The sequence below is a fragment of the Sphingomonas sp. genome (assembly GCF_031372575.1).
GTDB lineage: Bacteria > Pseudomonadota > Alphaproteobacteria > Sphingomonadales > Sphingomonadaceae > Sphingomicrobium.
In genome coordinates this window covers 1-21,378 of record NZ_JANMLM010000111.1, presented here as the reverse complement: position 1 = coordinate 21,378, position 21,378 = coordinate 1, and the positions used below count along the sequence as shown (strand labels likewise).

14 protein-coding genes and 2 pseudogenes are annotated in these 21,378 nt (G+C 63.5%); 13 read left to right on the top strand and 3 right to left on the bottom strand.

Features of this window, described 5'->3' with window-relative positions; translation table 11 throughout:
* Nucleotides 1–35 precede the first annotated feature (35 nt).
* The 3 genes from RMN73_RS11315 to RMN73_RS11305 all read left to right on the top strand — a co-directional run bounded on the left by RMN73_RS11315 (nucleotide 36) and on the right by RMN73_RS11305 (nucleotide 3,468).
* Nucleotides 36–944 (top strand): sulfite exporter TauE/SafE family protein, encoded by a 909-nt coding sequence (locus RMN73_RS11315; RefSeq protein ID WP_309603433.1) that lies wholly within the window; start codon nucleotides 36–38, stop codon nucleotides 942–944.
* Nucleotides 941–1,696 (top strand): TIGR02186 family protein, encoded by a 756-nt coding sequence (locus RMN73_RS11310; protein ID WP_309603432.1) that lies wholly within the window; start codon nucleotides 941–943, stop codon nucleotides 1,694–1,696. Before RMN73_RS11315 ends, RMN73_RS11310 begins: the two co-directional genes overlap by 4 nt.
* 83 nt (nucleotides 1,697–1,779) lie before the next feature.
* Nucleotides 1,780–3,468: an ATP-binding protein gene (locus RMN73_RS11305; RefSeq protein ID WP_405051567.1), complete on the top strand. Its 1,689-nt coding sequence runs from the start codon at nucleotides 1,780–1,782 to the stop codon at nucleotides 3,466–3,468.
* A gap of 571 nt (nucleotides 3,469–4,039) precedes the next feature.
* Here RMN73_RS11305 and RMN73_RS11300 read toward each other — a convergent pair.
* Both RMN73_RS11300 and RMN73_RS11295 read right to left on the bottom strand, forming a co-directional pair.
* Nucleotides 4,040–4,510, bottom strand: a complete 471-nt coding sequence (locus tag RMN73_RS11300) for a hypothetical protein (RefSeq protein ID WP_309603431.1) — start codon at nucleotides 4,508–4,510, stop codon at nucleotides 4,040–4,042.
* Nucleotides 4,507–5,181 carry an XRE family transcriptional regulator gene (locus tag RMN73_RS11295; protein WP_309603430.1) on the bottom strand — a complete coding sequence of 225 codons (675 nt, stop codon included), beginning with the start codon at nucleotides 5,179–5,181 and terminating at the stop codon, nucleotides 4,507–4,509. The genes RMN73_RS11300 and RMN73_RS11295 overlap by 4 nt, the downstream gene beginning before the upstream one ends.
* A gap of 130 nt (nucleotides 5,182–5,311) precedes the next feature.
* Here RMN73_RS11295 and RMN73_RS11290 point away from each other — a divergent pair, with 130 nt between their 5' ends.
* From RMN73_RS11290 to RMN73_RS11250, 9 genes and pseudogenes are all read left to right on the top strand, one after another.
* Nucleotides 5,312–7,342: a serine hydrolase gene (locus RMN73_RS11290; protein ID WP_309603429.1), complete on the top strand. Its 2,031-nt coding sequence runs from the start codon at nucleotides 5,312–5,314 to the stop codon at nucleotides 7,340–7,342.
* Nucleotides 7,343–8,353 carry a dipeptide epimerase gene (locus tag RMN73_RS11285; RefSeq protein ID WP_309603428.1) on the top strand — a complete coding sequence of 337 codons (1,011 nt, stop codon included), beginning with the start codon at nucleotides 7,343–7,345 and terminating at the stop codon, nucleotides 8,351–8,353. It begins immediately after the preceding gene.
* Nucleotides 8,350–9,630 (top strand): peptide MFS transporter, encoded by a 1,281-nt coding sequence (locus RMN73_RS11280; RefSeq protein ID WP_309603427.1) that lies wholly within the window; start codon nucleotides 8,350–8,352, stop codon nucleotides 9,628–9,630. The genes RMN73_RS11285 and RMN73_RS11280 overlap by 4 nt, the downstream gene beginning before the upstream one ends.
* A gap of 109 nt (nucleotides 9,631–9,739) precedes the next feature.
* Entirely contained in the window at nucleotides 9,740–12,016 is a 2,277-nt protein-coding gene (locus tag RMN73_RS11275; RefSeq protein ID WP_309603426.1) for a TonB-dependent receptor, read from the top strand.
* Between the two features lie 4 nt (nucleotides 12,017–12,020).
* Nucleotides 12,021–13,078, top strand: a pseudogene (locus RMN73_RS11270) (DUF1611 domain-containing protein).
* Nucleotides 13,079–13,083: 5 nt separating this feature from the next.
* The gene (locus RMN73_RS11265) at nucleotides 13,084–14,202 is read left to right on the top strand and encodes a hypothetical protein (RefSeq protein WP_309603425.1); all 1,119 of its coding nucleotides are present in this window, start codon (nucleotides 13,084–13,086) and stop codon (nucleotides 14,200–14,202) included.
* Complete coding sequence (locus RMN73_RS11260) at nucleotides 14,199–15,782, top strand: serine hydrolase (protein ID WP_309603424.1); 1,584 nt, start codon at nucleotides 14,199–14,201, stop codon at nucleotides 15,780–15,782. The genes RMN73_RS11265 and RMN73_RS11260 overlap by 4 nt, the downstream gene beginning before the upstream one ends.
* On the top strand, nucleotides 15,782–17,536 hold the full coding sequence (locus tag RMN73_RS11255) for a D-aminoacylase (protein ID WP_309603423.1): 1,755 nt from the start codon (nucleotides 15,782–15,784) through the stop codon (nucleotides 17,534–17,536). Before RMN73_RS11260 ends, RMN73_RS11255 begins: the two co-directional genes overlap by 1 nt.
* A gap of 278 nt (nucleotides 17,537–17,814) precedes the next feature.
* Entirely contained in the window at nucleotides 17,815–19,077 is a 1,263-nt protein-coding gene (locus tag RMN73_RS11250) for a DUF3422 domain-containing protein (RefSeq protein WP_309603422.1), read from the top strand.
* A gap of 58 nt (nucleotides 19,078–19,135) precedes the next feature.
* On the opposite strand, the gene RMN73_RS11245 is transcribed toward RMN73_RS11250, so the two are convergent.
* Entirely contained in the window at nucleotides 19,136–20,584 is a 1,449-nt protein-coding gene (locus RMN73_RS11245; protein WP_309603421.1) for a M23 family metallopeptidase, read from the bottom strand.
* A 102-nt stretch (nucleotides 20,585–20,686) separates the two neighbouring features.
* On the opposite strand from RMN73_RS11245, the pseudogene RMN73_RS11240 reads away from it, so the two are divergent.
* Nucleotides 20,687–21,378: pseudogene (locus RMN73_RS11240) on the top strand (helicase); the annotation flags it as partial.

Here is a 21,378-nt window from a genome sequence, read left to right as displayed (position 1 = left end):
GCGGTCCCGTCAGGCGCTAGCGTGGCGGCGGCTTCATGGACATTTACCTTCCCATCGCCGGCATGTCGGTCAACGCCTTGCTGATCATCGCGCTCGGCGGGGTGGTCGGTTTGCTGTCGGGGATGTTCGGGGTCGGCGGCGGCTTCCTGACCACGCCATTGCTGATCTTCTACGGCATCCCGCCGACCGTCGCGGTCGCCTCTGCAACCACCCAGATCACCGGCGCATCGGTCTCCGGCGCTTATGCCCATTGGAAGCGCGGCGGGGTCGATTTCAGGATGGGCGGGGTGATGATCGCCGGCGGCCTGCTTGGATCGCTGGCCGGGGCGGGCATTTTCCGCTTGCTCCAGAACAGCGGCCAGATCGATCTCCTGATCGGCTTTCTCTACGTCATCCTGCTCGGCGGCATTGGCGGATTGATGCTCAAGGATGCCCTGGTCGCGCTCGGCTGGGTCAGCGCCACCGCCAGCGCCGCACCCAAACGCCACAACAAATGGGTCGCCGGCCTGCCGCTGCGCTGGCGCTTCTATGCTTCGGGCCTGTACATCTCCCCGCTCGCGCCGATGGCGCTGGGCTTCATCGCCGGCATACTTACCGTCCTGCTCGGAATCGGCGGCGGGTTCATCCTCGTGCCCGCAATGATCTACATCCTCGGCATGGCGGCGCGGGTCGTCATCGGCACCAGTCTGGTGATGATCGTCGCGGTCAGCGCGGTGGCCACCTTCATCCTCGCGCTGACCACCCAGTCGGTCGACATCGTGCTCGCTGGCCTGTTGCTATTGGGCGGCGTGATCGGGGCGCAATATGGCGCCCGCCTCGCCACCCGGATGAAGCCCGACCTGCTGCGCCTCGCTCTGTCGCTGATCATCTTGGCCGTCGCGCTTCGGATGGCGCTCGGCCTCGCCTGGCGACCTGACGAGATTTTCACCGTGGCAGGGCTGTGAAGCGGCTCGCGATCCTGCTCGCCGCGCCATTGCTGCTCGGCGCGGCCAAGCCGGTGCTGGTACCCGACGTGTCGGCCCGGTCGATCGAAATCCGCTACAGCTTCAACGGCGCCCAATTGTTGCTGTTCGGCGCGATCCTCTATCCCGGCGGCCGCGCCCCGACCAAGCCGCTCGACATCGCCGTGGTGGTCAAGGGCCCGGTCGAACCGATCCTGGTGCGCGAGAAGCAGCAGATTGCCGGCATCTGGATGAACGCCGATTCGCACCGCTTCCGCTCGGCGCCTTCCTTCTACGCGATCGCCTCGTCGCGCCCGGTGCGCGACCTGGTCGATGAACGCACCGCCGCGATTTACGAGCTTGGGCTGCGCGACCTCCAGCTGTCGCCGGGGGGCGGTGCCCAGCCCGACAAGGAACGGCGGTTCGAGGCCGGGCTGCTCGACCTGCGCAAACGCCAGCGGCTTTATGCCGAGGATCCCAAAGGCGTCGAGATTAGCGCGCACGTCCTGTACCGGGCGCGGATCAATATCCCGAGCCAGGTGCCGGTCGGCACCTACACCGCCGAAACCTTCCTGATCGACAATGGCCGGGTGGTCGCCGCGGCCACGCGCGAGATCGAGATTGGCAAGTCGGGGTTCGAGCGGTTCATCGCGGTCGCGGCGCAGCGCCATGCATTTCTCTACGGTCTTGCCGCAGTATTGCTGTCGCTCGGGCTCGGCTGGTTCGCCGCGTGGCTGTTCGCCCGGCGCGCCTAAGCCGACAACAGGCGTCGTCAGCAAAATCTTAACCGCCGTCGGTTACTCCCTTGGCAACTCAATTGACCAAGGTGCGTGCCGGCATGAATGACGAACCCAATCTGCAGCAATTCGTCGACCATCTGTCGAGCTTCAGCGACGACGGCGCGCAATCCGGGACCGCGGTTCCGGTGGCGGGCGGCAAGATGCCCGCGATCGGCATTGTCCAGGAAATTGCCGGCTCGGGATCGGCGGTCAGCATGGACGCCGCCTTGCTCCATCAGTTGTCGACCAGCCCCGACATGTCAGTGGCGATGGCCGGGCAGGTCGGCAGCCAGATCAAGGTGCAGGTCGCCAATGCCTGGCTGATCGCCAACGTCCGCACGATGCGCGCGGGCAAGCCGGGCGAAGTGCTGGCCAATGTCGATTTCCTTGGCGAGGGCCAGATGGCGAGCGGCGGGCGGATGGTCAATTTCCGCCGCGGTGTGACCCGTTACCCGATCCCGGGAAGCCCGATCTATCCGGTCAATACCGAAGACATGCGCTCGATCTTCGCTGCCTCGGACGAAGCCCATATCGAAATCGGGACGGTCTACCCGACCGATGACATTCGCGGCGCGCTCTACGTCGATCCGATGCTCGGCAAGCATTTCGCGGTGCTCGGCAGCACCGGTACCGGCAAGTCGACCAGCGTCAGCCTGATCCTCCACCGAATCTCGCAATTGTCGCCCGAAGGGCACATCGTGATGATCGATCCGCACGGCGAATATTCGGCGGCGTTCAAGGATTGCGGCGAATTGTTCAACGTCGACAATCTGCAGCTGCCCTACTGGCTGATGAACTTCGAGGAACATTGCGAAGTGTATTTGACCAGCGACGGGTCGGAACGCCAGCGCGACGCCGACATCCTCGGCAAGTGCCTGCTCGCGGCCCGCACGCGCGGCAAGAATATCGAACAATATGGCAAGGTCACCGTCGACTCGCCGATCCCCTATCTGCTGACCGATTTGTCGGCGGTGCTGACCGCGGAAATGGGCAAGCTCGACCGCGCCGGCGACACCACGCCCTACCAGCGGCTCAAGAACAAGCTCGACGAGCTGCGCGCCGATCCGCGCTTCACCTTCATGTTTTCAGGCATGCTGGTCAGCGACACGATGGCCGGTTTCTGCGCCAAATTGTTCCGCCTTCCCGCGCTCGGCAAGCCGATCTCGATCGTCGATGTCTCGGGCGTGCCGAGCGAGATTACGTCGGTGGTCGTGTCGGTCCTCGCCCGGATGGTGTTCGATTATGCCATCTGGTCGCGTACCGAGGCGCAGCGCCCGCTGCTGCTGGTCTGCGAGGAAGCCCATCGCTACGTCCCCAAGGACGAGAATGCCAATGGCCAGGCGGTGCGCAAGATCCTCGAGCGGATCGCCAAGGAAGGCCGCAAGTACGGCGTCTCGCTCGGGCTGATCACCCAGCGCCCGTCGGATCTAGCCGAAGGCGTGCTGTCACAGTGCGGCACGATCATCGCCATGCGCCTCAACAACGACCGCGATCAGGCCTGCGTTCGTGCCGCCATGCCAGAGGGCGCGCGCGGCTTCCTCGATGCCATCCCGGCCTTGCGTAACCGCGAATGCATCGTCTGCGGCGAAGGCGTCGCAATCCCGATCCGCGTCCGGTTCGACGATCTCGAGCCCGAAAAACGCCCCGCCTCGTCCGACCCGAGCTTCGCGGCTTTGTGGCGCGAGACCGGCGGCGAAGCCGGCATCATCGACCGCACGATTAAGCGCTGGCGCGGGCACGGGCGGTAAACCGCCCTGGGCAAGCGCTGGCGCGGGCACGGGCGGTAAACCGCCCTGGGCAAGCGCTGGCGCGGGCACGGGCGGTAGGCGAAGGTCGCGCGTAAAGTCACAAAGGTCGCAAAAGACCAAGGGTGAGCGACCATTTATCCTATTTTCCGCAGAAACCCGCCAATGCCCCGGCAGATTTGCGACGAAATTGCGCAAAAAGCGCGTCAAGAGCGTCGCAAACCGAGCAAAATCGCGGTCCGGCGGCGGATTCGGGGTGTTCTCGCTGACGCGGTGAAAGCATCTCCTGAGCCTGTCGAAGGAAGCCGGCACAATCGAGTCGTGCGCCGCCACGCTGACAGGCGAAATCCTACATTGGAAGGGGCTTGTTGATTGCGTTCAGGCCGTGATGGCTAACGTCCGTTATGGATGGAAATCGGACATTAGCGAAACAGGGTTAAGCGACTTCTTCTGGCCGAAAGCTGACGGACTCATAGTGGGCGTGTTTTGTAGGGAACCGCCGTTTGCAGGTATAAGGCAAATACCCCGTCCGACGTAGACAGCAGTAAGCCTCCTGATCCTTGATCACCAACGATCACTTGCGGGGCACGTAAGTGACTTCGCCGACCTGCTGCCACGGGCCGCCCATGACCGATCGGTCCTGGGTCATGCGCAGGCGGCCGTCGGGCAGCGGGATGATCGAGGTGGTCAGGCGTACCGGCTTGTCTTCGACGTTGCGCTCGTCCGTCATAACGATGCCGTTCTTGCCGAGCGGATAGCCGTACTGGATATGGCTGCCGCCGTCGTTGCTAAAGCTTTGATAGGTGTAACGCGCACCGTCCTTTGAATAGCCGACGATGGCCTCGACGCGGAGCCCGCTGCTGCTGTCTGTGAGGCTGCATACGACAAAGGCGTGACGATCGTACCACACGCAATGGTCGCGGTAGGTCGTTTCCTTCCCCAACCGGGTCCAATCGCCAACAATCGGCGCAAGATGTGCTTCAATTTCCGGCGGATGGATTGGCGCGGCAGGCGCGGCAGCCAACAAGAACAGTGCGCCGATCATTGCGGCACCGTGCGGACGGCCCCCGGAGCAACGCCGTTGCGCTGTCCGCCATGGGCATCGTGAATCGACATCAGCGATTCCTGAAGGTCGTCGCCGCCGCTCGACATCACGCCAAGGACTTCGGCTTCGTTGCACCCTTCGGCCGCGAGATAGGCATGGCCCATGCTCGAATCGATATAGATCGACTGCCCCGCGGCAAGCACCACGGGATCGTAGAATTCGGTGTTGACGACAATCGAGCCTTGCAGGACGTAAATGAATTCCTCGCCCGGATGATGGACCAGCTCGCCGAATTCCTCGGACGTCTTGGCGCGGATTTTGGTGATTACCGGAATCATCCGCTTGCGGCGCAGTTCGGTGCACAGGAAATAATAATCATAATTGGGCGTTTCGACGTGCAGCGCCTGGTCGATGTCGCCGAGGCTGCGGCGCGCGGTCACTGTCGGCGCCGTATCCTGACCGGTCTCTGCAAATAATTCAGAGATCGGAATGCCGAGTCGCTGGCTCACCTGGTAGAGCTTGTCGTAGGTCAGCGTCAGCCGGTCATGCTCGATCTTCGACAGGGTCGAGAGCGGGATCCCGCTATTCTCGCTCATTTGCTTGAGCGTCCACCCGTGGCGGCTGCGCAGCTTGCGCAGCAGAACACCAAGAGTGGGAACGGGGGTTACCATAGCGCGACGTTCCTAATGAGTTGACGAATTCTCCAATCAGGATAACAGTGGTCCTAATTGGAGTGAGTGCGCGAGTCTATGGGCTGCGACCGCCGGGGGCAATCCCGGACGGACGATAAGGGGAATAAGAATGCGAAATTGGCGAGCGATTCGCTGCGGTCTGCTGATTCTCTTGGGCGGCGCCGCAATCGCGCAAGACAGCGCGCAAATCGGCGCTCCTCCTTCGCTTGCGAAGCTCGCTCTCGCCGCGCCGCGAACCGGCCAGCCTTCCGCGGCCGCAGTCAGCGGCGAACCGGCGCCGCACGCGCTCACCAAGAGCGACCTCGACGCGTGGCTCGACGGCTATATGCCTTATGCGTTGCACAACAGCGACATTCCCGGAGCAGTGGTCGTGGTCGTCAAGGACGGACAGTTCCTGACCGCGCGCGGATTCGGCTACTCGGACCTTGAGAAGCGCACCCCGGTCGATCCCGAGCGCACCTTGTTCCGCCCCGGATCGGTGTCGAAACTCGTCACCTGGACGGCGGTCATGCAGCAGGTCGAGCAGGGTAAACTCAACCTCGACAAGGACGTCAATACCTACCTCGATTTCAAGATTCCGCCGTTCGAAGGTCAGCCCGTGACGCTGCGCCAAATCATGACTCACACCGGCGGGTTTCAGGAAACGTCGAAGGAAATTATCTTCTACGATGCCAAGAAGGTGCGCAAGCTCGGCGACTATCTGAAAGCGCACACGCCGAAGCGGATTTATGCGCCTGGAACGACCCCTGCTTATTCCAACTGGGCGACAGCGCTGGCGGCTTATCTGGTCGAGCGGACGTCGGGCCAAAGCTTCGACGATTATCTCGACCAGCATGTCTTTGCACCGCTCGGAATGCGCAATTCGACCTTCCGCCAGCCGCTTCCGGCGCAGTTCAAGGGACAGGTTTCGGTCGGCTATCAAGCGCCCGGTGCCGACCCCAAGGGCTTCGAGCTGATCGGCCCGGCCCCGGCTGGATCGCTGTCCGCGAGCGGCGCCGATATGGGCCGCTTCATGATCGCGCATCTCGCCAACGGCCGCGGTATATTACAGCCCGCGACTGCAGCCATGATGCACAACAGCCCACTGGACAAAATCAACCCGCGCACGCTGTTCCCCGGGCTCAACCGCATGGAGCTTGGCTTCTTCGAGACAAACGCCAACGGGCGCGAAGTGATCGGTCATTTGGGCGATACCTCCGCTTTCCACACCTCGCTGCATTTGTTGATCAACGACAACGTTGGCTTCTACGTGTCGTTCAACAGTCCCGGCAAAGGCGGTGCTGTGGGACCGTTGCGTGAAGCGATGTTTGAACATTTCGCCGATCGCTATTTCCCAGCTCCTCCCGCCAACCCGACAATTGTCCCCGCGAAACTTGCGCGCCAACATTCGGAAATGATGGCCGGGCTGTGGCAGAATAGCCGCCGCGAGGATCATGGCTTTGTCTCGCTGCTCAATCTGATCGGACAAACCGCAGTTTCGGTCGGGCCGAAAGGCGAGTTGGTGATTCCCGCGCTGACCGCCGCCAACGGCCGCCCGCGCGAGTGGGTCGAGGTCACGCCCTTCATGTGGCAGGACAAGTATAGCCATCAGAAGCTTGCGGCACAGGTTGTCGAGGGCAAGGTCGTCCGCTGGAGCTTTGACGAAATCTCGCCATTCATGGTGTTCGACCGGGTCCCCGCGAGCCTGTCCGGCGCGTGGCTAAAACCAGCCCTCTACGCGAGCTTGGTAATCTTGCTGCTGACGCTGCTCTACTGGCCAGTCACCTGGTACGTCCGACGCCGCTATAAGGCTGCGCCGAGCGTTAGCGGACGCGCGCTGCAGGCTTATCGCGCGACGCGTATCATGGCCGCCGCCAACTTATTGGTGCTGGCCGGCTGGGGCGTGCTCGTTACCTTGCTGTTCAAGGATCTGGAGAATCTCGCCGGGAGCTTCGATTTGTGGCTGTGGGTGCTGCAGATTCTCGGCGCGATCGTGTTCGTCGGCGCGGTCGGGATCAGCGCATGGAACGCCTGGCTGACGCTCAATGATGGCCGCCGCTGGACGCGCAAACTATGGAGCGTGCTGATCGTCCTCGCGACATTGGTCATTCTCTATGTCGCACTCCGCTACGGGCTGCTGGCGATGAGCGTGAGTTACTAAGTGGGCCGCATTGCGCTCGAGGTTGCGAGCGAGACGCTCAGGCTCAAGGTGCCGTTCCGAATTTCGGGCCATGTGTTCGAAACCTCGGCCGTCGTCGTGGTCACCCTGCGCGACGGCGAGCTTGACGGACGCGGCGAGGGCGGTGGAGTCTATTACCTAGGCGACGACGTTGCGCACATGCTTGCGGCGATCGAGAAAGCGCGCCCGGTAATCGAGGCGGGCGTCTCCCGCGATGACTTGCGCAGGCTGATGCCACCAGGCGGAGGGCGCAACGCGGTCGATTGCGCCTTGTGGGAGCTTGAGGCGGCACGAACGGGCAAGCCGGTATGGGATCTCGCGGGGCAAGCGCCGCCGTTGCCGCTTAGGACCACCTTCACGCTCGGTGCCGATGCGCCCGAGGTGATGGCGAGCGGCGCGCTAAAATATGCCCACGCAAAGTCTATCAAGGTCAAGCTGACCGGTGATCTCGAACTGGATATTGAACGGGTAACAGCAATCCGGGCGGCGCGACCGGATGTCTGGCTGGGCGTCGATGGCAATCAAGGATTCGTCATCGAGGAACTCGACCCGCTGGTTGCGGCACTTGCCCGGCTGAACGTCTCGCTGCTCGAGCAACCGTTGGCGCGCGGGCGCGAAGCTGATCTAGATCACTATCGTTCGGCGATCCCGATTGCCGGCGATGAAAGCCTGCTAACGCTCGACGATGTCGCTCCAGCGGTCGGGCGGTTCGACGTCGTAAACATCAAGCTCGACAAGTGCGGCGGCTTGACCGAAGGTCTGCTGATGGCCGCCGAAGCGCGCCGCCTCGGTCTTGGTGTCATGGTCGGCAACATGGTCGGCACCAGCCTCGCCATGGCGCCCGCCTTTGTGCTCGGCCAGGGCTGCGACATCGTCGATCTCGACGGCCCGATCTTCCTTGCTCAGGATCATCAGCCCGGCGTAACCTACGCCGACGGCATGGTCACTGCTGGACCCGAGGTCTGGGGAACGAAAAAGCTGCTCGCAGCGTGAGCGAGGAGCAACGCTGGTTCGGCCAACCGCGCGGCCTGACGGTCCTTTTCCTGACCAACATGTGGGAGCAATTCTCTTACTATGGGATGCGCGCTCTGCTGGTTTATTACATGACCAAGCAATTGCTCATCGGGCAGGCGCAATCCTCGTTCATCTACGGCACCTATACCGCCTGCGCCTACTTCACGCCGATCATCGGCGGGGTCATCGCCGACCGTTACCTCGGCAAGCGCAAGGCGGTCATCATCGGCGCCAGCATCATGGCAGTCGGCCATTTCATGATGGCATTCGAATCCTTGTTCTACGCCGCGCTAGGCGCGATCGCGATTGGCAACGGGCTGTTCCTGCCAAGCCTGCCGAGCCAGGTCGGCGACCTTTATCAACGCGGCGATCCACGCCGGAGCTGGGCCTTCAACGTCTATTATGTCGGGATCAACATTGGCGGCTTCCTCGCGCCGCTGATCTGCGGGACGCTGGGCGAGGTTTACGGTTGGCATTACGGGTTCGGCGCAGCAGGCGTGGGCATGGTCGCGGGCCTGATCATCTACATTGCGGGGAAGCGGCATCTGCCGTCCGAGCAGCCGCGAGCGCCAAAGGCTGAGGCCGAAGGCCGTCTCGGTTTTGACCGGCGAACAATCCTTCTCCTGTCGGGAATCGCGCTGTCAGTGACCGTGTTCCGCGCCGCCTATGAACAGGTTGGCAACACCGTCGCGCTTTGGGCCGTCTGCGGGGTTAACCGCGCGGCCGGAGGCTTCGCGATCCCGATGACCTGGTTCCAGTCGCTCAATCCCTTGTTCGTCATCTTGATGACCCCGCCTTTGCTCGCTTATTGGCGCCGACACAGCGCGACGGAGACTCGCCAATCGCTGATCCGCCGAATGTCGTTCGGTGCCCTGCTCGTTGGCCTCGCTTACTTGCTCCTTGCCGGGGTAGTCGGGCTGGGCGACGGCGGCGTCGCGCACTGGGGGTGGCTCGCGCTATTCTTCCTCGTGTTCACCTTCGGCGAACTGTTCATCCTTCCCACCGGCCTGGGCCTGTTCGCACGTCTCGCGCCGCCGCATCTCGGCGCGACGACCGTCGCCGCCTGGTTCCTGGTAATATTCACCGGCAGCCTAAGCGCCGGGCTTGTCGGGACCTTATGGAATCGGTTCGACCACGGAAGCTACTTCCTGCTCCTCGCTGCAATCTCGGGTGGCGCGGCCATCCTACTGCGGGCGGTCAGCGCGTTCCCCGAGATGCCGAGAGTCAAGCTTCCGTCGAAACTCAATTCAGATTGACAATTTTCTAATTGAGACAATAATGTCTTATTCAGGACGGAAAGACGAGGCACGGGGATGAACGCCGGACAAGGTCTTTGCAACAAAGTCCAGCTAGGGGAGGCAGCATATGATCAATTTTCGGACCACGTTGATGCTAACGACGGGACTTGCCGCGTCATTAGCGTCTGCTCCAGCGCTCGGCGCGCAAACGCAGCCGCAAGCGCAGCCGGTCACCGATGGTCAAGCGGGGGCAGCTGCCCCGGCCCCGGCCAGCTCCGAAGAAGAAATCATCATCACCGCTCAGAAACGCGCCCAGACAACCATTGAGGTCCCCCAATCAGTGTCGGTTGTGTCCGGCGCAACGCTCGAAGCGCAGCATGCCGATAATTTCAGCGATTATCTAAAGCTGGTACCTGGCCTTCAGCTCAATCAGAGCACGCCCGGCGCTGGACGATTAGTGCTGCGTGGCGTCAACACCGGTGGCGTTGCCTCGACCGTTGGCATTTATATGGACGAAACTCCGTTCGGGTCGAGCAGTGGTCTGGTTAATGCCGCCGTACTTGCGGGTGATTTCGATACGTTTGACCTCGACCGGATTGAGGTGCTGCGCGGTCCCCAAGGCACTTTTTACGGTGCCAGTTCGCTAAGCGGCGTGCTGAAATTCGTCACCCGACTGCCATCCACTACCGAGCTGGTGGTGCGGGGCCGCGCCGGGATCGAGACCACTAAGGGCGGGGAGGCGGGTTACCTCGCCAATCTCGCGGTCAACGTTCCACTTGGCGAAACGCTCGCCATTCGGGCTTCCGGCACCTATCGCAAATATGGCGGCTTCATCGATTCGATCGGGTCTGGCGGATCCGATTTCGACAAGAATATCAACGATACTGTCAGCTACGGCGGGCGGGCATCCTTGCTGTTCAAGCCGAGCGCCGGGATCTCGCTTCGCCTGACCGCATTGGCGCAGGATATCAAAGCCGACGCGCCATCGATCATCGAAGCCGATCCGGCAACGCTCGAGCGCTTTTATGGGCGTCTCAGTCAGTCGCAATTCCTGCCGCAGTTCACTGATGTCAAATATCGTGTCTACAATGCTACCGGAACCTTCGACCTTGGCATTGGGGAGCTGACCAGCTCGACCAGCTACAACACCCAGAAGCAGTCGTCGCTGGGCGATTTCACATTCGCGCTAAGTCCGCTGATAGCGTTTTTCTTTGGTGCGCCCAATGAATTGTACCTGGGTCAGCATACCGACAGCAAAAAATTCACGCAGGAAGTGCGGTTGGCTGGCGAGTCGCGCCTGTTTGATTGGCTGGTCGGCGCCTATTACACCAATGAGAAAGGGGTCATTCTTCAGGAATTCGTCGCGGTCGATCCTGGCACGCTGAACCGCATCGCGGGGCTGCCGGTACTTGCTGATGTCAGCCTCGATTCCAAATATGAGGAAATCGCCGGCTTCGCGAATATCACACTTCATCTCGGCGACCGCGTCGATATCGACTTCGGCGGCCGCTACAGCCACAATAAGCAATCGGCGCATCAGGTGAGCGATGGTGCGTTGGCCGGCGGATTCAACGATTTCCCGGTGGCCCGGTCGAAGGAGAATGTGTTCACTTACTCGGTCGCGCCGCGGTTCGAAGTAAGCGACAATGTCTCGCTTTACGCGCGCGTTGCCAAGGGCTTCCGGCCAGGCGGTCCCAACGTGCTTCCGCCGGGCGCTCCTCCCGGAACGCCGACTACCTACGGATCGGATTCGGTGATCAGCTATGAAGTGGGCGTCAAGGCGCAGTCGCCCGACCGTCGGTTGAGCTTTGAAGCGGCGCTATTCCACATCGACTGGACCGACATTCAGCTGTTCGCCGTCGTCAACGGCTTCGGGGTCAATACCAATGGCAGCAAGGCGAAGAGCGACGGTTTCGAATTTACCGCGACCGCGCGGCCACTGACCGGGCTCAACCTGTCGCTCAACGGGGCCTATACCAATGCCCGGCTGACCGACGACGCACCGCCCGAGGTGGGCGGACTGGACGGCGATCGCCTGCCTTTCACGCCGCGCTTCTCGTTCGGTCTCAATGCCGATTACAATTGGGCGCTCAATTCCAACATCGACGCTCATGTCGGGGCATCGTTGCGCCATCTGTCGCGGCAGAAATCCAACTTCGATCCGGATTTCGCCGACCGCCAACGGACTATCAAGGCTTATGGCATCTTCGATCTAGCAGCGGGACTCGATTTCGGCCGCTTCTCGGTCGATGCTTACGTGAAAAATCTCGGCAATAGCGCTGGTCGCACGTCGGTTACGGGGACCAGTGTCTTCGGCGGATTCCCGCTCTATCCGAATGGTGCCATCGGCACTGGTGTGATTCGCCCGCGCACTATTGGGCTGAGCCTGACAGCCGGGTTGTGATTCGATGGGATTGAGCGCGACAGCCTCGCCCCCGAAAGAAGCGGCGGCAAGGATAACAAGCTCGATCCCATCGCCCTGTCTGTTGTTCCTCGGCGACACGATCGAGCCGGGCTATGCAAAGACCGCGTTCGGCCTTCGCGACTGGGCACCCGATCGCTGTGTCGGAGAACTCGCTTTGCCCGGCGCGGGCGTCACCACCGGCCTCCCGCAACTGTCCCCGCGCGAGGCGTATGAGCGAGGAGCTCGGGCGCTGTTGATCGGAGTCGCGACGCGCGGCGGGCACGTCCCCGAGCAGTGGCTGCCGACGCTGGTCGACGCGCTGGGTGCGGGGCTCGACATCATCTCAGGCATGCATGACCGACTGACCGACATCGCGGCGCTGGCGGCCGAAGCCAACCGCCTCGGCCGCCGGTTGATCGACGTGCGGGTGCCGCCAGCGGACATTCCCATCGCGACCGGCCGCAAGCGCTCGGGCAAGCGGCTGCTGACGGTCGGCACCGATTGCGCGCTGGGCAAAAAATATACCGCCCTGGCGATTGCTCGCGGGCTCGCCGCGCGCGGGCTCGACGTCGATTTCCGCGCGACGGGACAGACCGGCATCATGATTGCCGGTGCCGGCATTCCGATCGATGCGGTCGTCGCCGACTTTGTCGCCGGTGCCGCCGAACTGCTCAGCCCCGACGCTCCGCCCGATCATCTCGACGTGATCGAGGGGCAAGGCTCGCTGTTCCACCCATCTTATGCCGCGGTAACACTTGGCCTGCTCCACGGCAGCCAGCCCGACCTGTTCGTGGTCTGCCATGACCCCGGACGCACGCATGTCCTCGGACTGGCCGGCTTCGCATGCCGTCGATCGAGGAGGTCATTGCCCAGACTGTGGCAGCGGGGCGGCTAACCAACCCCGCGATCCGCTGCCGCGGCGTGAGCTTGAATACGTCGGCGTTGAGTGACGATGACGCAGCGCAGGTCATCGCCGAGACCGCGCGCCGTACCGGACTGCCGGTCGCCGATCCGGTGCGCGGCATCGGGCTCAAGGCGCTGCTCGATGCCTGCGCGGCATGAGTCCCATGGCCAGCACCGCAGCCGCCCCCACTCGCTTTCAGCGCTACTGGCTGCCCGGGCTGGCCTTCAAGGCGGTGGTGATCGGCGGCGGTTATGCAACCGGGCGCGAATTGGCCGAGTTCTTCCTGCCCAGCGGGCCGTGGGGCGGGCTTGCCGCGATCCTTGTAGCGACCCTCATTTTCAGCCTGGTATGTAGCGTCACATTTCTATTCGCGCGGCACTTTAAGGCGTGGGATTATGTCACGTTCTTCAAGCGGCTACTTGGTCCCGGCTGGTTCCTGTTCGAAGGCGCTTATGTGCTCTTCATCATTCTCATTCTCGCAGTTTACGGCGCGGCAGCGGGCGCGATTGGCGCCTCGCTGCTCGGGCTTCCGGCGATCGTCGGTACGGCCGCGCTGGCGGCAGCGATCGTAGCTGTGGTGACCTTCGGCAATACGTCGGTCGAGCGCATGTTCGCCTACGTCTCCTACCTGCTCTACGCGGTCTACGCTCTCTTTATCCTGCTCGCCTTCACCCATTTCGGCGACCGCATCGGCGCCGGTTTCGAGAGCGGCGGACCGATGACCGGGTGGCTCAGCGGTGGCACGGTTTACGCCGGTTACAATTTGATCGGCGCGGTCGTCATCCTGCCCGTTATCCGCCACCTGACCAGCGACCGCGATGCGATCGTCGCGGGGATGATCGCGGGGCCGCTAGCGACGCTCCCGGCGCTGTTATTCTTCATCGCGATGATCGGCTTCTATCCGGAGATCGCGGGCGCGACGCTGCCTTCGGACTTTCTCCTCCAGCAGCTCGACATTCCGGTGTTTCATCTGCTGTTCCAGCTGATGATTTTTTCGGCGCTGCTCGAAAGCGGCGCAAGCTCGGTCCATGCGATCAACGAGCGGATCGCCCGCGCTTTACTCAATCGACGTGGGATCACGCTCAGCAACCGTGCGCGCCTCGCGATTGCGCTGGCGCTGCTGATCGGCTGCATGTTCGTCGCTGACCGCTTTGGCCTCGTCGCGTTGATCGCCACCGGATACCGAGCCTTGGCCTATGTCCTCATCGCCGTTTACGTAATACCCGTTCTGACGCTGGGCGTGTGGCAGCTGACCCGTTTGAAACAGGAGCAGATTGCATGAGACGCGCTTTCACCTGGGCGTTGATCGCCTTGGCAACGCCCGCGCTCGCCGCCCCGCCCGCAGGGTTCGAGCAGCGCGTTGAGCAGCTCCGCACTGCCTATGGCGCACCCGGGGTATCGATCGCCATCGTTGAGGACGGCAAGCCGACTCTGGCGCAGGGTTGGGGCGTGCGCGAGATCGGCAAGCCAGCTGCGGTCGGCCCCGACACTATTTTCAGCACTGGCTCTACCGGCAAGGCGTTCACCGTCGCCGCGCTTGCCATCCTGGTCGATCAGGGCAAGCTCAAATGGGACGACAGGGTCATCGACCACATGCCCGACTTCCGCATGTGGGACCCGTGGGTTACGCGCGAAATGACGGTGCGCGACCTGCTTGTCCACCGCAGCGGCCTTGGGCTCGGCGCGGGCGATTTGCTGTTCGTCCCCAACAGCGACTTGACGCGCAAGGAGACCGTCCGCCGGCTGCGCTTCATCAAGCCCGCGACCAGTTTTCGCAGCGCCTATGCCTATGACAACATCCTCTACATGGTGGCGGGCGAACTGGTCGAGGCGGTCAGCGGCGAGCCGTGGGAAAAGTTCATGCACCATCGCGTGTTCGCGCCGCTGGGCATGACCCGGTCGACCGAGTCGAATGCCGAGTTTCAGGCGACCGCCGACCGCGCGCACCCGCACGGACGTTTTGACGGGCCGATCGTCGGGATAGGGCGGCAGCAACCCTATGGTGCCGAAGCGACACTCGCCGGCAACGCCGCGCCCGCCGGCGGGCTCGCGATCAGCGCCAATGACATGACCCGGTGGCTGCTCACCCAATTGGCGCACGGCCAAATTCCGGAAAGCGGCGCGCGCCTATTTTCGGCCGAACAATCGAAGCAGATGTGGACCCCCGTGACCCTTCAGCCGATCGATCAGCGCCCGCCCGAATTTGCTCTGACTCAGCCCAGTTACGACGCCTATGCGCTTGGTTGGGACGTGCAGGATTATCGCGGCGCGAAGATCATTGCGCACGGCGGCGCGGTGTTCGGCTCGCTGACAACGGTGGTGCTCATCCCCGCCAAGAATGTCGGCTTCTCGATCGCGGTCAACAGCGAGGAAGGCCAGATTGTACGCGGGCTGATGTTCGAATTGCTCGATCACTACCTTGGCTTTGCGCCTGGCCAGTGGCCGGAAAAATATCATGCCTACAAGCAGGCGCGGCTGGCCGGAGCCGCCAAGCTGGTCGGTGCACAGCAGGCCAAGCCAGCGCGGGTCGGCCCGTCGCTTCCGCTGGACCGCTACGTCGGCGACTATGCCGATCCTTGGTATGGCGCAATCAAGGTGCGCCGCGCGGGTCAATCGCTGGCGATCCAGTTTCCGCATTCGACCGGCATGGACAGCGTGCTCACCCACCACCAATTTGACACCTTCCGGACTCGGCCAGCGCTGCGCTGGATCGAACCCGCCTATGTCACTTTCTCGATCGATGCCGACGGCAAGGTCGACCGCGTGAGGATGAAGGCGGTGTCGCCGCTGGCCGATTTCAGCTTCGACTATCAGGATCTCGATTTCACGCCGGTTGCGGCGGCCAGCCAGGGGGCGAAGTGATGTTGAAATGGCTTGCAGCGGTCTCCGCAATGGCGCTCGCGAGCGGCTGCGCAACACTGCCTCCTCCGGCGCAAGTTTCGCCGGGCGCGGCGCCAGCACCGACACCATCCTATGATCTGCTGATCCGCGGCGGTACGATCTACGATGGCAGCGGCGGCGCGCCCTACATCGGCGATGTCGGCATCAGCGGTGACCGCATCGTCTATGCAGGTCCACCTCAGGAGGCGAGTGCGCCGCGGCTGGTCGATGCGCGCGGGCTCGCGGTCGCGCCGGGCTTCATCAACATGCTCAGCTGGGCGACCGAATCGCTGCTGGTCGACCCGCGCGGGCTAAGCGACCTGCGCCAGGGCATCACCTTGGAAGTGATGGGCGAAGGGTGGTCGATGGGCCCGCTCACCGACAAGATGAAGGCGCTCGCGGTCAAGCAGCAGGGCGACGTCAAATTCCCGATCGAGTGGACCACGCTCGGCGACTATCTCAACTTTGTCGAGCGCAAGGGCACCTCGCTCAACATCGCTTCGTTCGTCGGCGCGACAACGGTGCGCCAGCATGTGCTCGGCGAGGGCGATGTCGATCCGAATCCCGCCCAACTCGACCGGATGCGCGGCCTCGTCCGACAGGCGATGGAAGAAGGCGCGATGGGTGTCGGCTCGTCGCTCATCTACCCGCCCTCGAGCTTCGCCGAGACCGACGAGCTAGTCGCCTTGGTCAGCGAAGCGGGCAAATGCGGCGGCATGTACATCAGCCACATGCGCTCCGAAGGCGACCGCCTGGTCGAGAGCGTGGACGAGTTGATCAAGATCGCGCGGCGCTCGGGCGCTCCGGCTGAAATCTATCATTTGAAGCAGGCGGGCCGGGCCAATTGGGGCAAACTCGATGCGGTTATTGCGCGGGTCGAGGCGGCGCGCGCCGCGGGCCTGCGCATCACCGCCAACATGTACACCTACACCGCCGGCGGCACCGGGGTCGCGGCGTCGATGCCGCCGTGGGTCCAGGACGGCGGCACCGAAGCGATGCTCAAGCGGCTCAAGGATCCGGCGGTAGTCGCGCGGATCAAGCGCGAGATGGGCAAGCCCGGAACGAGCTGGGAAAATCTCTATTTTCACGCCGGTCCCGACGGCATCCGCCTCGCGGGTGTCGTCGAGCCATCGCTCAAGCCGCTGATCGGCAAGACCATTGCCGAGATTGCCCAAGCGCGCGGCGTCACGCCCGAGCAAGTGGTGATCGACCTGACACTCGCCGACCAGGGCCGCGCCGGCGCGATCTATTTCCTGATGAACGAGGATAATGTCCGGCGCCAGACCGCAATTCCCTGGGTCAGCTTTGGCTCAGACGCCGAAGCCTCGGCCCCCGAAGGCGTGTTCCTCAAATCCTCTACGCACCCGCGCGCCTACGGCAATTTTGCCCGCTTCCTCGGCAAATATGTCCGCGACGAGAAGACCGCGCCGCTGGCCGACGCGATCAGGCGTCTGACGTCACTCCCCGCCACGAACCTCGGGCTCAGCGACCGCGGCAAGCTCGCGCCCGGAATGGCGGCGGACGTCGTCTTGTTCGACCCAGCGACAATCGCCGATCACGCGACCTTCGATAAGCCGATGCAATATGCCACCGGCGTACGCGACGTGTTCGTCAACGGTGTCCAGGTTCTCAAAGGGGGTGAGCCGACCGGCGCCACCCCGGGCCGCTTCGTCAAGGGCGCTGGCTGGACCGGCTGGCCGGACGGCGGTGCATGCTCGAAACGCCAAGTGCAGTAAAGCTAACTGACGGGTTGATTGCGACTCCATCACGACAAGCGCCGGGGCCATGGTGGCCTTAAGGTCGTATTGAGCGCGATCCAAGCACATGGGATGGGGGTTGGCGGGCGAATGACGTTCCGCCAGCTCCGACGTGTCCATGGATTGCACGGTGCAACTCGGTTGGACCAAATCGGCATTCCAGGGGTCAATTGCGTGGACCGTGAAAAAGAGAGCATGGGCCGCGCCGCTGTCAACGTCGGCAGGAGCTTGGCCTTGCGGGCGACGGCCGAGCGCTGGTGATCGTTCGCAACCATCCGTTGCGCGCCGCGCTGTCGGAAGAGATGCACCTTCGCCGGTTGCCGAGCTTTGCCGCGCCCTACCGTTTGGTTCAGATCGTCACGGTGCTCGGCGAAGGAGGGGCTGGAGACGCGCGCGCCCACATCGACACGCTCGCCAAATCGGCCCGTGAAATTGTCCCAATTTCGGCTAAATATGGCGTGTTTGAGCTAGCCGGTTTTATACTGGTGTGGGAACGGCACACAGAATTCGCGACGTACACGCTGCTGTGTCCGGGCGAGGCCGAGGTGTCGTTCGATCCTGACCTGTTCGAGCCGGTGATATCGTCCGTGCTGGCCGAAATGCCAGGCGACGTCATTCGTGCGACCCAAGTCGCACTGGTTGCTGATACCGAGTTGGCTAGAACGCCCGCACTGCTCGAACGCTGGTTTGCGCCCGACGCAGTCATCGCGTGCGATGTGGCCGACGGACTGGCCCAAGTGATGTCCGACTTCCGGCTCAACAGCGATGGGTTCGGGCGCTTGCTCGTGCTCGACCGTGGGCTTGAGCGCGACGAGCCGGCGCAGCTCGTTCTGCGGCTGCAGGAACTCGGCAATTATCGCAACATGGCGCTGCTTGGCCTTCCGCTGGCGCAGCAATTGACGCCGTCGGTCACCAGCCTGGAGGCTCGTCTGGCCGAGCTGACCCATGACGTGTCCGAGCGAACTTCCGAGGATGACAAACTCCTTGACGAACTTACGTTCCTGTCCGCCGAACTGGCTCGGCTGGCTGCCGAAACCCGGTATCGAATGAGTGCGACGCGCGCTTATGCGCAGCTTAGCAAGGACCGGCTCGACACACTTTGTATTGTTCCGATCCGCGGCTTCCAGAGTCTGGCCGATTTTACGGAGCGGCGGCTAATGCCGGCGGTGCGGACCTGCGATTCCTTCTCGGCGCGGATCGAGGATCTGCTGCAGCGCGCAGCCTGGACCAGCGAGCTGCTGCGCACCAGGATCGACATTGCCCTCGCCAAACAGAATCGGGACCTGTTGACGTCGATGGACTCTCGCACTGACTTGCAGCTGCGCTTGCAGCAGACGGTCGAGGGCCTCTCGGTGGTCGCAATCAGCTATTATATGGTGGCGCTAGTCGGCTACATCCTCGCGGCAATTCCCGGGGTCCGCCATGACCTCGGCGTGGCGGTTTCGGTGCCGATCTCGTTTGCCATCGTGGCGTTGGCGCTCTGGCGGTTGCGCCGCCGCTTGCATGCGACGCGCGCTTAGATCGCATTACTGCCGTCTTGATCGGGCGGGGTTCGATGCTGAGCTGGCAATATCGGTGTCAAAATTGCTCCGCTCTCTTGGCCCCCACCCTCAACAGTTTTGCCAGCCGCGCCTTGATCGCGCTGACCGCGCCCGGGTCGGCACCGCGCGTCGCAACGCTGAAGCGGACGCCCATCGGGTTGATCGCGACTCCATCGCGCAGCACTTCGTAGTGGAGATGCGGGCCGGTCGAGAGGCCGGATGAGCCGACATAGCCGATCAAATCGCCCTGGTGGACGATCGTGCCCGGCGAAACGGTCATGCTCGACATGTGGCTGTAACTGCTCGCCAGCCCGCCACTGTGCGCGAGGCGGACTTGGCGGCCGTAGCCACCCGCCCAGCCGGCCCGGACCACCTGCCCGTCGGCGGCGGCGTGGATCGGCATTCCCCAATGCGCGCCGAAATCGATCCCGCGGTGCATCCGCACGAAGCGCAGGATCGGGTGGAGGCGCGGGCCGAAGGTCGAGTTGATCCGCGCCGCGACGGGCCAGATCATGCCTTCGCTCTGGCGCTGGACCTGGCCGACGGTCGCTGCATTGACCCAGACGGGTTTGCCCCCCGCCGTCCAGCGGACGAGTTGCAACTTGCCGCCCATTGTCCGGTCAAGCCCGGCATAAAGCAGATCGCCTTCCTGGCGCTGGCCATCGGCGCTGGTGCGGCTGGCGATGACCAGGTCGAAGCGGTCGCCGGGCGCGATCTCGCCAACGTCAATCTCCTGCGCCAGCGCTTTGAGATAGGATGCCGAGGTAGCACTCGACGCGCCGGCGGTGCGCAAGGCCCAGTAGAGCCCGTCGCCCGCGACCCCGCGCACCCGCATCGGGGCAGAGTCGATCGGCACCGCGATGCGCGTCAGGCCGAGCCCGCCAGCGCCGCGTTCGATCAATAATTTGAGTTCCATCGAGGCGCGCAATGAAAGGCGTTCGACCGGGCGGCGACCGGCGCTATCGCGCTGGCCGAGGCGGATAGTGAGCTGGGTTCCCGGCGCAAGGCGTGGGACGGCGGCGTGGACGAGGTTAGCCGCAATGATCGCATCGCCATCCGACGCGCCAAGCCGGGCGAGGCTTCGCGCCAAGCCGTCCTGACCGAGGGTGGCGAACAGGTCGATCGCGGTCCGCTCGGGCGCTTGTTGCAGCGGTTCGACCAACGCGCCGGGCGCCATCCGCATCCCGCTGTCCGAGCCACGCGACAAGGAATCGACCCCGACCGCGCGCCATTGCGCTCGGGAAGCGCCGGAGAGAAAGGGCGCATGGCCCGCCGGGAGCGGCCCGAAATCGGGCGCGGTCAGCGCGGCGGCGGTGCATAGCAAGCCCAGCGTCACCAGCCCGCGCCACCAAGTGTTCGAGAACAGATTTTCGCCGAGATCGACCACCAGCGAACCCGCCGGGCGCGGGGCGTCGAACGACACGAAGCCGACTGGTGCTGCCACCGCCGCCCGTCCAAACCCTTGCCCCAGCCACGCTTCGCGCATCGACCCATTCACTCCTTGGCGCGACCGTGGCCGAACAAGGTTAAAACCACTTTAACTTCCATCACCGCTTGCACTTCGCGGGGCCCGTGCCAAATTAGCGTCATGCCGCACGGCGACAGCCTGGTCAGGGCGATCCTTGGCCCCACCAATACCGGCAAGACCTATCTCGCCATCGAGCGAATGTGCGCCCATTCGTCGGGCGTGATCGGCTTCCCGCTGCGGCTGCTGGCGCGCGAGGTTTACGAACGCGTGGTGGCGATCAAGGGTGCACACCAGGTCGCGCTGATCACCGGCGAGGAGCGGATCGTGCCCAAGGGCGCGCGCTATGTGTTGTGCACCGCCGAAAGCATGCCCGTGACCGGCGGCAGGGATGACCGGACGCACGAAGGCATCTTTCCCAAGGAATTCGCCTTCGCCGCGATCGACGAGGCACAGCTCGGCAGCGACCCCGAGCGCGGCCATGTGTTCACCGACCGGCTGCTCCGGGCGCGGGGTCGCGAGGAGACGTTGATCCTCGGCAGCGACACCTTGCGCCCGATGATCCGCGAATTATTGCCCGAGGCGGAGATCGTCAGCCGCCCGCGCTTCTCGACTCTTCGTCACGCACCATCGGCCAAATTGTCGCGGCTGCCCCCGCGCTCGGCGATCGTCGCGTTCAGCGCCGAGCAGGTTTATGCGATCGCCGAGATGCTGCGCCGCTTTAAGGGCGGGGCGGCAGTGGTGATGGGGGCATTGTCGCCCGCCACGCGCAATGCCCAGGTGGCGATGTTCCAGCGCGGCGAGGTCGATTACCT

Bases quoted from the DNA above. Each gene is read 5' to 3' on its own strand.
- RMN73_RS11315 (WP_309603433.1), top strand. From the start codon at position 36: ATGGACATTTACCTTCCCATCGCCGGCATGTCGGTCAACGCCTTGCTG.
- RMN73_RS11305 (WP_405051567.1), top strand. From the start codon at position 1,780: ATGAATGACGAACCCAATCTGCAGCAATTCGTCGACCATCTGTCGAGC.
- RMN73_RS11300 (WP_309603431.1), bottom strand. From the start codon at position 4,510: ATGATCGGCGCACTGTTCTTGTTGGCTGCCGCGCCTGCCGCGCCAATC.
- RMN73_RS11295 (WP_309603430.1), bottom strand. From the start codon at position 5,181: ATGGTAACCCCCGTTCCCACTCTTGGTGTTCTGCTGCGCAAGCTGCGC.
- RMN73_RS11290 (WP_309603429.1), top strand. From the start codon at position 5,312: ATGCGAAATTGGCGAGCGATTCGCTGCGGTCTGCTGATTCTCTTGGGC.
- RMN73_RS11275 (WP_309603426.1), top strand. From the start codon at position 9,740: ATGATCAATTTTCGGACCACGTTGATGCTAACGACGGGACTTGCCGCG.
- RMN73_RS11265 (WP_309603425.1), top strand. From the start codon at position 13,084: ATGGCCAGCACCGCAGCCGCCCCCACTCGCTTTCAGCGCTACTGGCTG.
- RMN73_RS11260 (WP_309603424.1), top strand. From the start codon at position 14,199: ATGAGACGCGCTTTCACCTGGGCGTTGATCGCCTTGGCAACGCCCGCG.
- RMN73_RS11255 (WP_309603423.1), top strand. From the start codon at position 15,782: ATGTTGAAATGGCTTGCAGCGGTCTCCGCAATGGCGCTCGCGAGCGGC.
- RMN73_RS11245 (WP_309603421.1), bottom strand. From the start codon at position 20,584: ATGCGCGAAGCGTGGCTGGGGCAAGGGTTTGGACGGGCGGCGGTGGCA.